Here is a 12269-nt window from a genome sequence, read left to right as displayed (position 1 = left end):
TAGCTGTTTAAATCGGCGCATGAACGGCATCCTAGAGAAGCGGCGTGGGCATTGTCAATCGGCGGATCCTGTCGTGTGTTTGTTGAACTGCACGCAAAAAAAATCCCGGCGTCCAGAGAGACCGGGGTTTTTGTTTGCTACGAGTGTGGCTGCGATGAATTTGACCGCGACAATCAGCGGCGTGCGATCAACCGGTCGAGGGACAGGCGACCGGAGCCTTCGAACAGTACCGCCACCGCACCGGCGATCAGCGCCAGGCCGAACTCATAACCGTTGTTGGCCATGAACAAACCGTTGTGGATGTGCACCGAAAGAATCGCCACCACCAGCATCACGATCACCACCAACGCCGCAGGCCGTGCCAGCAAGCCAAGGAACAGCGCCAGGCCGCCGAAGAATTCGGCGCTCCCCGACATCAACGCCATCAGGTAGCCAGGGTTCAGGCCCAGGCTTGCCATGTACTGGCCGGTGCCTTCGAGGCCATAACCGCCGAACAGGCCGAACAGCTTCTGGCTGCCGTGGGCCATGAGAATGATGCCGATGAGAATCCGCAGGCTGGTGATGCCGAAACCGGCGTGGGTAGTGAAGATCGATTTGAGTTGAGCATTCATGGCGGTTGATTCCGTTTGAGTTGAGAATGGCGCCATCTTAATCGATTCTATAAATATGAAAATCGCAAAAAACGCGTTATTCATATCTATTTTTTAGATGCCTTACTGGCTTTTCGGCTCAGCGCACCTCCGGACGTTCCAGTGAACTGCGGGCCTGATCAAACGCCAGATAGTATTTGTTGACGCTATTCACGTAGCTCACGACATTCTTGCCGCCCTGTTCCATCGCCACGCGCTCGACCTGAAAAAACCACTGGTTCGGGTTGAGCCCCTGGCGCTTCGCTTCCGCGCGCATGGCCTGCACGCGTTCCGGGCCGAGGTTGTAGGCGGCCAGGGTAAAAGCCATGCGCTCGCGCTCGTTGATTTTCGGGCTGGCGAAAAACTTGCGCCGCAGCAGCGCCATGTATTTGCTCGCTGCCTGCACGTTACCGTCGAGGTCGTGAATGTTGTCGACGCCGACGCGCTGGGCGGCCGACGGCGTGATCTGCAGCAGCCCTGTGGCGCCGCTGCCACCCTTGGCGACCGGGTTCAGCGCCGACTCCTTGAAAGCGACGGCGGCGAGGTCAAGCCAGTCCATCTTCTGTTTGTCGGCATGCAGTTGCAGCGTGGGGCGAAGTTTTTCCAGGCGTTGACGGTCTTCGCGGGCCAGCGGATTGTGGATCTGGTAGCGGTCCTTGTAGGCGGCCTGGAAGGCGGCGTCCTGATTGCGCGGCGGTTCGTAGGTTTGCAGGAAACGGTCAACGGCGCCGCGCAACACCACGGCGTCCTTGCGCACGAACCAGTTCATGTCCCCCGGATCGCTCAAGGCAGCAGCGCGGTCGATCCGCAGTTTCGGCATCACTTTGGCCCAGCGCTCGGCGATGGGTTGCTCGACCACGGTCAGGTGATAAACCCCGGCCTGCACCATTTCCAGCACGTCCTCCACCGCCAGGCTCGGATCAACCCATTCGATCTTCACCGGCGGCAGCTTGCGCAGCGCCAGTTTCTGGTTGAGCTGAAGGATGGCTTCATCGGCGGCGCTGCCGCTGGTCAGCATCAGTGTGCGGCCCGAGAGCTGCTCGGGATGCTTGAGCCCGCGCTCACCTTTGACGCCCACGACCACCAGCGGCACCTGGGCGACCACCGGTTCAGAAGCATCAACATAGTGCGCGGCGCTGGCATCCAGCAGTTCGCCCGGCGCAACCATGTCGCCTTCGCCCCGTTGCAGCGCGGCGAGCAGTTGGTCCTTGGCTTTGGGAATGAGTTTGAGGGAGATTTTCTGACCGTCGCGGGCGTGGCTGTTGAGGTAGGTTTCGAACGCCTGCAAGCGACGGCATTCGACGCCAACGGGCTCACCCTGAACTTCGGCAGAGCTGTTGCGGCTCTGATTGACCAGCACCCGCAAGACTTTGCCGCTGCGGATCGCCGGCAGGTCGCGCACCTGACTCTTTTTGATCACCACCGGCGGGCCGGCGGGGCGCGGCGACGCTAGGCTGGGCACGGCCATGACGCACATCAGGGAAAACAGGGACGCTCGGATCATTGACGCTCCGATGAAAGGCCGAAAAAAACGGGCTTGAAGTCTGTGTCGCGCAGCTGACCGGCTCGCCGCGTGCATCGCGGCGTGCGTCAACAAAGGCGGGATCACAGGGTTCGGGTATTCCAAGCAGTTGAGCCTGCTTGTTTTTTATCGCTTCAATCGCTCTGGTATTCTTCTCGGCCTCTGGCCTGAGGTAGCACCATGCAACTAATAGACATTGGCGTCAACTTGACCAACCCCAGCTTCGCCGCCCGCGAACGCGAGGTGGTGGAGCGCGCGTTCGCCGCCGGCGTCGGTCAGTTGATCCTCACTGGCACCGACGTCGAGGGCAGCGAACAAGCCCTTGTGTTGTCGCGCCAGCTCGATGAAAGCGCCGAGCGGTTGTTCAGCACCGCCGGCATTCATCCGCACTCGGCAAGCGCGTGGACGGGCGAAACCGAAAGCCAGCTCAGGGCCCTGTTGCGTGAAAAGACCGTCTGCGCCGTGGGTGAATGCGGGCTGGATTTCAATCGCGACTTCTCCCCTCGCCCGCAGCAGGAAAAGGTCCTGGAAGCGCATCTGGCACTGGCCGTGGAGCTGCAACTGCCGGTGTTTCTGCATGAGCGCGATGCCGACGAGCGCCTGCTCGCCATTTTGCGGGACTACCGCGACCAGCTCCCGGCGGCGGTGGTGCATTGCTTCACCGGGGAAAAGCGCGCGCTGTTCAACTATCTGGACCTGGACTTGCACATCGGCATCACCGGCTGGATCTGCGACGAACGCCGGGGCACGCACCTGCACCCGCTGGTCCGCGAAATTCCGCGCGGCCGTTTGATGCTGGAAAGCGACGCGCCGTACCTGCTGCCCCGCACCTTGCGGCCCAAACCAAAGAACGGCCGCAACGAACCGGCCTATTTGCCCGAGGTCCTGCGAGAAGTGGCGCTGCACCGAGGCGAGAGCCCGGCGGATGTCGCGGCCCACACCACCGATTGCGCGCGGACGTTCTTTTCGTTGCCGGTGGTTGCGGGGTTCGCTCAACAGTCGTAAAACCGCCGCTTGGCAAAGATTTCCCGGCCGCACAGATTCCAATTGTAGGAGCGCGCTTGCCCGCGAACGCAGTGGGTCAGCTGACATCTTCGTGACTGACCCACCGCGTTCGCGGGCAAGCGCGCTCCGATAAAAGCGGTGGGAGCCAGTGCATCTGCCTTCTATCAGGCTGATAGCAATCCTCGATTCGCCGAACTGAACCTCCGGGCCTATTCTCATCTTTATCGAAAACACTTCTTGTTCACGTTTCACCGAGGTACGCGTCATGCCCAAGTTCATTACGGATCTTCACATCGGCGAATTCTTCAACCCATCGCGCAAGGAAGGCCTGCCGTCAAATGTCGTGCTGTCGTCCCTGGCATTCCCGCTGTCCATCGTCTCCGGCTTGCTTCTGCTGGACGGCGCGTTGAACTGCAGCCTGACGTCCGCCGCCATCGGCGTGCTGGGTCTGGTCGCGGCGCAAGCCATCAAAGCCCGAGGCCAATAAGGCCTCAGGCGTTTGGCACATTCAAAAATGCGTCACGTGAGTACGTTGTCAACAGACTCGCGGCATTCACTTCTGATCAGCCGAAGACAGTCACTGTCTGGCGACTGATCGCCACCAACTCCCCTTTCGGCGTCCACAACGCCGCTGCGGTATGACCGTAGCCATCGCGGGCATGCTCGATCACCGCTCGGTACTGCGTCCAGTCATGGGTGTTCATCGCGGGCAACGGCTGCACAAATTCAATCGTCCAGGTCAATGAGCTTCCCGGTGCCGGCTTGTTCAGATGGGGCAGCACGGCGGGCGGCCAAGTGTCGACCAGTGCCAGCAGATGCGCTTCGGTCAACGGCTCCTCTTCCACGTCCCGCAAGCGGGCATAGCCGCCAATCGCCGGGGACGGCGTGTTGGAAAACGGCAGGCCGCCTAGCGCCCAACGCAGGTCGATGAAGCGCAGGTATTCCGGCATCACACCCGAGATAAACGGAAACGGCTGAATCTGGTCGACCGGCTTGAACACCGGAGCAGGCTCGGCGTGCACCGAAATCATCGACTCACGAGCGGCGCCGAAACTGCCCTGAATCAGGGTCATGACCTCGCCGTTCTGCATCGCCCGGCCCAGGACCTGACTGACCGCTTTGCCCTCGCGCAGGATTTCCACTTCAAAGGAAATCGGCGTATCGATGGCCGGCGGGGCCACGAAACAGATCGCCAGCGACCGAACCGGCCGCTCAGTCGAGACCTTCGCGCGCATCGCTTCATACATCAGCGCAGCCATCAGCCCGCCGAAGCAGGCCCGCCCCTGAGCCCATGAGGCGGGGATGCTGACGGATTCGGTACGGGTACGGACGGCGTCAAGCAGCTCGGAGAATTTCATGCGCATTCCAGGGTGGCAGGCGGTATTGGCGGATGTTAGCGGGGCAACCTCCGCAGGACAGGGTTTATAACCGCCAATCCTGCGGACCAGACTGCCTAAGCACTCCCGAATCGCGCTTAGCGTGGAGAATGTTTGCCGAAGCACGCCTGGTACAACCGCTCCAATACTTTGTCGGACTTTTGCTCGGCGCGATGGATGCCCAATTCCCACCCGGCCATGCACGGCGCCAGATCCGCCTGATGCCGCGCCTGTTCCAGCCATTGCAGATGATCATGCCAATCGCCCAGCGCACCTTGCGCCGCCTTGAGTCGGCGCTCCATGTTCTTGGGCTGATGACTGAGTTCCGGGTAGGCCTCGCCAGCGTAGCGCACGCGCTTGATCAACAGGCGCAAACGATGGCGGTCGTGGGCAGGGTCGCCCATGGCTTCGCGCAGTTGCTTCCATTGTTTGTCCAGACGCTTTTCGATGCGCTGCCGCAGCTTGTCCAGCAGGCCGTGGCGCTCCTGGGTGCGCAGCAGGCCCGGCAATTGATCGAGTACGCCAAACAGCCGATTGAGCTCTGGAGAGCTGGCCACTTTGGGGCACGCTGTTTTAAGGTATTGATCGCGCTTGGCCGCCGCCTGGGGCAGCCCCTGTTCTTCGAGAAACGCCGCCAGCACCTGCATGTCGCGCAAAGGCGTGGTCAGCGCACCGACCTCCTTGGCCGCCGCTTCCACCTGATCCAGCCCCGGCAAGCCGCGCATCGGGCGCAAGACACTGCGCAGGCGGCGGACGTTGGTCCGCAGATCGTGCAGCGCTTCGCTGTCGGTGGAGACTTCCAGCCGCGCGTGGCAGGCAAGCAGTTTGATGTTAAGGCCGATAATCTCGGCGACCAGGTGATCGACCATCGCTGACATGAAACACTCCTTGATTGAAGATTAATGTCTGATGATTTACGGCCGCTTGCCCCTTACAGCGGACAAACGCCACGGCAGGCTGCGGCGCAGAAATTTCAGACGCTGACGCAGCGCCCCGACGGAGCCGTCTGCCCCGGCATAGCGCTGGGCCTCGAACTCGCGGACAAAATCACTGATCGCTCCGGCGTGCGCCGGCAGTTGCTCGGCAGCACGTTGCGCAAAGGCCTGGGCGCCTTCACCTGGCTGACGTTTAAGACCCTGCCGGGCGAGCAGACGTTCGAAATGGTTGAACAGGCGCAGCTGCGAATCGCTTTCACGACGCCACGGCTTAAACAACCACAGCGCCAGCAAACCCAGGATAACCGCCGCGCCGCCGGCAAACACCGGCGCCTGGAACCCGGAAAACCAGCGTCCCAGGACCTGCAGTTGCTGCTGACCCTGATAGCCCAGGACCCACCGCTGCCAGCCGTAATTGAGGTTGTCCCAGCTCATGCGAATCGAATTGACCCAGGCCAGGTGCCGATAGCGCAGGGCTGACATCGGCGAATCGCTGAGAAATTCTTCGTCCGCCGCCAGCGCCTGCTCAAGCCCCTGCTCGACCCGCGCGGGCGCCACCGCTGCGGTGGGATCAACGCTGCGCCAGCCCACGTTCGGTTGCCAGTACTCGACCCAGGCGTGGGCATCGAACTGGCGCACGGTCAGGTAGTGGCCGTCCGGGTTCAGCTCGCCGCCCTGATAACCGGCCACCACCCGAGCCGGCACGCCAGCCGCGCGCAGCGCAAAGGTCATGGCCCCGGCGTAGTGGGCGCAGAAACCGGCGCGGCTGCCGAACAGAAAATCATCGATGCTGTTGGCGCCCAGCGCCGGGGGCTTGAGGGTGTAGCGAAACGGCTGCGAGGTGAAATACGACAGCAGCGCGTCCACTACAGCGTCGGTGCCGGGGTGGCGCCGATGCAGGCCCGCCGCCCATTCGCGCACCTGAGGATTGCCTTTGGCGGGCAGTTGCAGGGCCTGCAACCGTGCGCCGTCGCTGAGCACGGTTTCCCGCACCGCGTCGGGCCAGGATTCGACGTTGTAGAGCATCGATTGCTCGACCGGTCGCCGCCGCTGCCAGCGGAAATCGCTCATCTGGCGGACGCCGGCCAGATCGGTCTGGCCTACATCAAGGGTCATCAGCCACGGTTTGCCGGTCGGCTCCAGCACCACGCTGTAACTGACCCGCTCGCCTTCCCGGCGCCACTGCGGCGCGTCGGGCACTTGCGCCCGCGAGGACTGCGACCAGCGCCTGCCGTCGAATTGCTCCAGGGTCAGCGCGCGCCAGTACAGCTGATTGCGCGGCGGAAGCGGACCGTCAAAACTCGCGCGAAACACCAGCTCGGCGGACTTGCTCAGCTCGGCGATGTCCCCCGGCGCCATGCTGTCGGACAGCCCGGTCAGCGCCTTGTTGCTCGGTTGCGGCAACGACCACAGCGGCTCGAGGCGCGGGAAAAACAGGAACAGCAGAATCATCAGCGGCACGGCCTGCAACAGCAGCTTGGCCGACAGCCTCAGCGTGGCGACGGGCTTGCTGGAAATGCCGGACTGCTGCAAGCCGATCAGCGCGGCCAGCAGCGTGGTGATCGGCAGCAGGGTAAACACGCCCCAGAGCAGCGAGTCTTCGAACAGGTAACCGACCGCGATGCAGAAGAAGCCGAGAAAGATCAGCACCAGCGCGTCGCGGCGGTTTTGCATTTCCAGCATCTTCAGAATGAACGCCGCGATCAGCAGCGCTGCACCGGCGTCCAGGCCGATCAGGCTGCCCCGTGCCAGATAGATGCCCCCGGCGGTGCCGACCAGCAGTCCCGACTTGATCCAGGTGCCGGGCATGCGCACGCGCATACGGAAGATCTGGATGCGCCAGAACGAACACACCAGCCACAGCACGATCAAGGCCACCGGCACGTGCAAGGCGAACGGCACGATCACCAGCGCCTGGGCGATCAGCAACCAGTTGAGGCTGACCCGCGGAATGGGTTTGGCCAGGCTTGAGGACGTCATTGCCAACCCCCGTTCATGCCCGCACCCCATATAGCGCCAACTGGCGCAAACAGGCTTCGCGGTGGGTGTCGCCGCTGTCCACGGCCGAGACAAAACCGGGCAGCCGCAGCGCGAAGGGTTGCTGACGCTGGGACAATTCCAGCACCCAGTAACACAGGCGCGACAGCCGCTCTTCGATGTCCCCGCCCAAGGCCATGAAGTCCAGACATAAGTCGTGACCGCTGAGGTCGCTGAACTCCTTGACCATCAACCCCTGACCTCGTGACCAGGCTTTCCAGTGCATGCGCCGCATTGAATCGCCCGGCTGCCACAGGCGCAGGCCCTGATAATCATCGACGCCCGGTCCCGTCGTCGCGTGGCCGTCGTCCTCGGCATGGGGTTGCACGCCTTGCAGCAGCGGCATCGTTCCGGCCACCGGCTTCGGGTAGATCAGCACGGTCTGTTCCAGGTCCAGCCAACTCCAGGCGCGAAAAATTCCCAGCGGAAACACGCTCTCCACGCGCAAACGCGGGGCCCGCATCCAGCCGCGCTTGAGCGCTGGCAGCGTCAGTCCGACCTCCACCAGACGCTCGGCCTCGACGTCGGTCTGCTCCAGTTGTTCGCTGTCCCAACCCAGGGCAATCGCCTGATGGCCATGGCCGGTGCTTTCCAGACGCAAGCGCAGTTGCACCGGTTCGCCGACGAACACCGAACGCGCATGGCCGCCGCTGAGGATCAGCCCGCTGATGTTGCGGTAGGTGTGCAGAATGGCAAGCACGCCCACCGACAGCATGAGGAATGTCAGGCCGTAGGCGAGACTGTTCTGGTAGTTGATCGAGACCAGCAGCAGTAAAAACAGAATGAGCGCGTACGTGCCGCCGACCCGGGTCGGCAGGATGAAGATTCGACGGTGATCCAGCTCGACCCGCGTCGCCGGAGGGATTCGGCGTCCCAACCAGCGCTGCCAGGCCGGTTTGAAGCGTTCGATCACAGCACCGGCACCTCGCGCAGTAGCCACTGGACCAGCGCGCCGCCGCCATGCCCGGTCGGGTCGGTGCGCTCGCGCAGGCGGTGGCTGATGACCGCGGGCAAGATTGCCTGCACGTCTTCGGGAATCACGTAATCGCGCCCGGCGAGCAACGCCCAGGCCCGCGCCGCCGAGAGGATCGCCAAGCTCGCGCGGGGCGACAGGCCGTAGGCGAATTGCGGCTGGCTGCGTGTGGCATCGACCAGCCGCAGCACGTAATCGACCAGGGCGTCGCTGGCTCGCACCTGCCGAGCCTGCTGCTGAAGCAACGCGAGTTCGGCGTGGTCCAGCAATGGCTCGATGCGCGGCAGCAGATCGCGACGGGACTCACCCAGCAGCAGTGCTTTCTCCGCCGAACGCGCGGGGTAGCCCAGCGAAAGCCGCATGAGAAAGCGGTCCAGCTGCGATTCCGGCAGGGCGAAGGTGCCGCCCTGGCTGAACGGGTTCTGGGTGGCGATGACGAAAAACGGATCGGGCAGCAAACGGGTGGCGCCCTCGATGGTGACCTGGCCCTCTTCCATGGCTTCGAGCAGCGCGCTCTGGCTCTTGGGTGTGGCGCGGTTGATTTCGTCGGCCAGCACCAGCTCGGCGAAGATCGGCCCGGGATGGAAGGTGAATTGCCCGGTGTCGCGATCAAAAACGGATGTGCCGAGGATGTCGCCCGGCAGCAGATCGGAGGTGAATTGAATGCGCTGAAAGCTCAGGCCGAGCACCCGTGCGAGGGTGTGACTGAGGGTGGTTTTGCCCATGCCGGGCAAGTCTTCGATCAACAGATGCCCGCCGCCCAGCAGGCAGGTCAGCGCCAGGCGAACCTGCGGTTCCTTGCCCAGCACCACTTCATTGATTGCGTTAAGACACGCATCCAGTTTTCTGCCCATCGGAAGGCCTCCCCAGGCGACTGCTCATGGCTGATAGGACTGCAGACGATGCCAGCCGTGCAGCCACTGTAAGGTCAGCGTAGGCCTTTTCGCCAGAGCGAGTGTGGGGAATTGAGGCGCGTGCCAGGATCAGCTTGGGGATGAGGAAGGGACGGCGCGGTGTCAGTCACCGCGCAGGTAAAGCAGATCAACGACCCGCGCGGGATTCGCGGATGTAGAAACGGGCTTTCTCGGCTTTCTCGGAGCAACCCTCGAACGCTTCGAACTGCTGCTGGGTCTTGGCGCCGGTCAGCAGCGACAAGGCCTTGGAGTAGCTGACCGTGCCGGCGAAACCTTCGGCCTTGGCCAGATCGAGCTCGTGCCAGGCCGCGTCAAGGTTGGTGGCGCAGCTGTCGCGGTAGGCCGTTTTGCCGGCGCAACCGGTGAGAACCAACGCCAACAAGGGCAGGCAGATCCAGGCTTTCATGGGTGTTACCTCAACTAAGGAAATCGACGATGCGGCTTTGACGGTGCGGCGATGCAAAAGTGCCACACCTGGGCGATGCACCATACCCGTTTCGCGCTGTTGGCGTTACGCTGGTGTGTGATGAATCGGCCGCCTGGCGCGCCGCCCGAACGCTGACAGTGGGAAACCGCACATGAATAAACGCATCGCGCTGGTCCTGGGCTCCGGGGGCGCACGGGGTTATGCGCACATCGGCGTCATCGAAGAGCTCGAACATCGCGGCTACGACATCGCCTGCATCGCCGGCTGTTCCATGGGCGCGGTGATCGGCGGGATCTACGCGGCCGGCAAGCTGCCCGAGTACAAGGCGTGGATTGAAAGCCTGGATTACCTGGACGTGTTGCGGCTGGTGGACGTGAGTTTCCGGCTGGGGGCGATTCGCGGTGAAAAAGTGTTCGGCAAGATTCGCGAAATCGTCGGCGAAATCAACATCGAGGACCTGCCGATCCCCTACACCGCCGTGGCCACGGACCTGACCAACCAGCAGGAGATCTGGTTTCAGGAGGGCAATCTGCATTCGGCGATGCGCGCCTCGGCGGCGATCCCCAGCCTGTTCACCCCGGTGGTTCAGGGCAATCGAACGCTGGTCGATGGCGGATTGCTGAACCCGTTGCCGATTGTGCCGGTGGTGTCGAGCCATTGCGATTTGATCGTCGCGGTCAATCTCAACTCCACGACCCAGAAGCATTACCAGTTGCCGGTGATCGAGCGTCCGCCTGCGGTGAAGAAGCGTTTCGACGGCTTGATGAGTTCCATTGGCTCGCACCTGCCGTTTCGCCGCAAGCTGGACCTGACCGGCGAAGACGGTTTGCGTCTGGCGCAGGAAAGGCTTAAACCCAGCGCCGCCATGCTGACGGGCAATCCGTGGTTGATGGCTGACATCGAATCCGCCGACCCCCAGGGCCAGCAACCCTCTGCCGCGCCCACCCAGCCCGGCGCACCGAGATCGGCCAGCGGCTCGATCATCATCGACAACGTCGGCCCGGCTTCGCTGCTGGATCTGATCAACCAGAGCTTCGAGGTGATGCAGACGTCCCTGGCGCAATACAAAATCGCCGGCTACCCGCCCGACATTCTGATCAACGTGCCGAAACGCGTGTGCCGGTTCTTCGAATTCTACAAAGCGCCTGAGCTGATCGCGCTGGGGCGGGAGATCGCCAGGGAAACGCTGGATCGGTATGAGCAGGATCATTGAAGGTGTTACACATGACGCTTTCCCGGCTAAAGCCGGTCCCACAGTCGAGATCAACGCCAGTCCCGATGGAGGCATGCGATGCTTTAGTGGGACCGGCTTCAGCCGGGAAGAGGCCCGCATCACCACCATCAATCATGCGGTGTGACCACCGACGCCTTCCCGGCTAAAGCCGGTCCCACTGTCGAGGTCACCGCCAATCGCAGACTGGACGCAATACCTGAGTAGGACCGGCTTCAGCCGGGAAGAGGCCCGCATGACCACCATCAAGCACGCGGTGTGACCACCGACGCCTTCCCGGCTAAAGCCGGTCCCACTGTCGAGGTCACCGCCAGTCCCGATGGATGCACGCGATGCTTTAGTGGGACCGGCTTCAGCCGGGAAGAGGCCCGTGTGGCCGCCATCAATTAGGCGGTGTGACATCTGACGCTTTCCCGGCTAAAGCCGGTCCTACAGTCGAGGTCACAGCCGGTCCTATGGATGTACCCGGGTAGTGGAGGGAGCACGATCCATCACGCATTCACCAACCGATACCCGACCCCCGCTTCGGTGACGATGTACTGCGGCGCGGCGGGGTCGTCGCCCAGTTTCTGGCGCAGGTGGCCGACCACGATGCGCAGGTAATGGGTGTCTTCAACGTGTGTCGGGCCCCAGATGTCCTTGAGCAGTTGCTGTTGAGTGATGACCCGCCCGGGATGCCGCGCCAGTTGCGCCAGCACCGCGTATTCCTTGCGGGTCAGGGCGACTTCGACATCGCCCAGCGCCACCCGGCGGTAGGCCAGATCGATGTTCAGCGGGCCAATGACCACCGCCGATTCCACCTGACTGCTCTCCGGCGCCTGGCGCAACAGTGAACGAATCCTCGCCAGAAATTCCTGAATGCCGAACGGCTTGGTCACGTAATCGTTGGCGCCGGCGTCCAGCGCGCGAACCTTCTCGCCCTCGCTGGCACGCACCGAGAGCACCAGCACCGGCACCGTCGACCACTCGCGAAACTGACTGAGCACGTCCTGCCCGTCCATGTCCGGCAGGCCCAGGTCGAGCACCAGCAGGTCGGGTTTATTCAGCGCGGCCTGAGTCAAACCATCGCTGCCAGTTCCCGCTTCCAGCACTTTGTAGCCTTGTGATGCGAGGCTGATGCGCAGGAACTTGCGGATCTGCGGCTCGTCATCGATCACCAGAATGGTTGCCGTCTGGCTCATGGGTGTCCTGTTATGTATGAAAGGTCGGTAGCAAACGGA

At 62.8% G+C, this 12269-nt stretch carries 12 protein-coding genes; 3 read left to right on the top strand and 9 right to left on the bottom strand.

Annotated elements, in window-relative coordinates; translation table 11 throughout:
* Positions 1-173: 173 nt before the first annotated feature.
* Positions 174-611: a DoxX family protein gene (locus L4G42_RS15885; RefSeq protein WP_237253139.1), complete on the bottom strand. Its 438-nt coding sequence runs from the start codon at positions 609-611 to the stop codon at positions 174-176.
* A gap of 118 nt (positions 612-729) precedes the next feature.
* Complete coding sequence (locus L4G42_RS15880; RefSeq protein ID WP_237253138.1) at positions 730-2133, bottom strand: MltF family protein; 1404 nt, start codon at positions 2131-2133, stop codon at positions 730-732.
* 198 nt (positions 2134-2331) lie between these two features.
* On the opposite strand from L4G42_RS15880, the gene L4G42_RS15875 reads away from it, so the two are divergent.
* On the top strand, positions 2332-3156 hold the full coding sequence (locus L4G42_RS15875) for a TatD family hydrolase (RefSeq protein WP_237253137.1): 825 nt from the start codon (positions 2332-2334) through the stop codon (positions 3154-3156).
* Positions 3157-3421: 265 nt separating this feature from the next.
* Positions 3422-3643, top strand: coding sequence for a hypothetical protein (locus L4G42_RS15870; RefSeq protein WP_237253136.1), 222 nt, complete (start codon positions 3422-3424; stop codon positions 3641-3643).
* A gap of 76 nt (positions 3644-3719) precedes the next feature.
* On the opposite strand, the gene L4G42_RS15865 is transcribed toward L4G42_RS15870, so the two are convergent.
* The 6 genes from L4G42_RS15865 to L4G42_RS15840 form a co-directional block, all read right to left on the bottom strand.
* Positions 3720-4514, bottom strand: coding sequence for an acyl-CoA thioesterase (locus tag L4G42_RS15865; protein ID WP_237253135.1), 795 nt, complete (start codon positions 4512-4514; stop codon positions 3720-3722).
* 116 nt (positions 4515-4630) lie between these two features.
* Positions 4631-5401 carry a CHAD domain-containing protein gene (locus tag L4G42_RS15860; RefSeq protein ID WP_237253231.1) on the bottom strand — a complete coding sequence of 257 codons (771 nt, stop codon included), beginning with the start codon at positions 5399-5401 and terminating at the stop codon, positions 4631-4633.
* Positions 5402-5446: 45 nt separating this feature from the next.
* Positions 5447-7447, bottom strand: a complete 2001-nt coding sequence (locus tag L4G42_RS15855; protein ID WP_237259490.1) for a transglutaminase TgpA family protein — start codon at positions 7445-7447, stop codon at positions 5447-5449.
* A gap of 13 nt (positions 7448-7460) precedes the next feature.
* Entirely contained in the window at positions 7461-8444 is a 984-nt protein-coding gene (locus L4G42_RS15850) for a DUF58 domain-containing protein (protein ID WP_237253133.1), read from the bottom strand.
* Positions 8414-9331 (bottom strand): AAA family ATPase, encoded by a 918-nt coding sequence (locus L4G42_RS15845; protein ID WP_122538460.1) that lies wholly within the window; start codon positions 9329-9331, stop codon positions 8414-8416. Before L4G42_RS15845 ends, L4G42_RS15850 begins: the two co-directional genes overlap by 31 nt.
* A 187-nt stretch (positions 9332-9518) precedes the next feature.
* Positions 9519-9797, bottom strand: a complete 279-nt coding sequence (locus L4G42_RS15840) for a hypothetical protein (RefSeq protein ID WP_062381160.1) — start codon at positions 9795-9797, stop codon at positions 9519-9521.
* A 172-nt stretch (positions 9798-9969) separates the two neighbouring features.
* On the opposite strand from L4G42_RS15840, the gene L4G42_RS15835 reads away from it, so the two are divergent.
* Positions 9970-11031, top strand: coding sequence for a patatin-like phospholipase family protein (locus L4G42_RS15835; RefSeq protein WP_237259489.1), 1062 nt, complete (start codon positions 9970-9972; stop codon positions 11029-11031).
* Positions 11032-11540: 509 nt separating this feature from the next.
* Here L4G42_RS15835 and L4G42_RS15830 read toward each other — a convergent pair.
* Entirely contained in the window at positions 11541-12230 is a 690-nt protein-coding gene (locus L4G42_RS15830) for a response regulator (protein ID WP_237253131.1), read from the bottom strand.
* Positions 12231-12269: the final 39 nt, after the last annotated feature.

Origin of the sequence: Pseudomonas petrae, from assembly GCF_021728295.1 — a bacterium.
Taxonomy (GTDB): Bacteria; Pseudomonadota; Gammaproteobacteria; order Pseudomonadales; family Pseudomonadaceae; genus Aquipseudomonas; species Aquipseudomonas petrae.
This window is presented reverse-complemented; position numbering and strand designations above follow the sequence as displayed.

What these genes read in the sequence shown, in the direction of transcription:
- L4G42_RS15885 (WP_237253139.1), bottom strand. Translation starts at nt 611, where the DNA reads ATGAATGCTCAACTCAAATCGATCTTCACTACCCACGCCGGTTTCGGC.
- L4G42_RS15880 (WP_237253138.1), bottom strand. Translation starts at nt 2,133, where the DNA reads ATGATCCGAGCGTCCCTGTTTTCCCTGATGTGCGTCATGGCCGTGCCC.
- L4G42_RS15875 (WP_237253137.1), top strand. Translation starts at nt 2,332, where the DNA reads ATGCAACTAATAGACATTGGCGTCAACTTGACCAACCCCAGCTTCGCC.
- L4G42_RS15870 (WP_237253136.1), top strand. Translation starts at nt 3,422, where the DNA reads ATGCCCAAGTTCATTACGGATCTTCACATCGGCGAATTCTTCAACCCA.
- L4G42_RS15865 (WP_237253135.1), bottom strand. Translation starts at nt 4,514, where the DNA reads ATGAAATTCTCCGAGCTGCTTGACGCCGTCCGTACCCGTACCGAATCC.
- L4G42_RS15860 (WP_237253231.1), bottom strand. Translation starts at nt 5,401, where the DNA reads ATGGTCGATCACCTGGTCGCCGAGATTATCGGCCTTAACATCAAACTG.
- L4G42_RS15855 (WP_237259490.1), bottom strand. Translation starts at nt 7,447, where the DNA reads ATGACGTCCTCAAGCCTGGCCAAACCCATTCCGCGGGTCAGCCTCAAC.
- L4G42_RS15845 (WP_122538460.1), bottom strand. Translation starts at nt 9,331, where the DNA reads ATGGGCAGAAAACTGGATGCGTGTCTTAACGCAATCAATGAAGTGGTG.
- L4G42_RS15840 (WP_062381160.1), bottom strand. Translation starts at nt 9,797, where the DNA reads ATGAAAGCCTGGATCTGCCTGCCCTTGTTGGCGTTGGTTCTCACCGGT.
- L4G42_RS15835 (WP_237259489.1), top strand. Translation starts at nt 9,970, where the DNA reads ATGAATAAACGCATCGCGCTGGTCCTGGGCTCCGGGGGCGCACGGGGT.
- L4G42_RS15830 (WP_237253131.1), bottom strand. Translation starts at nt 12,230, where the DNA reads ATGAGCCAGACGGCAACCATTCTGGTGATCGATGACGAGCCGCAGATC.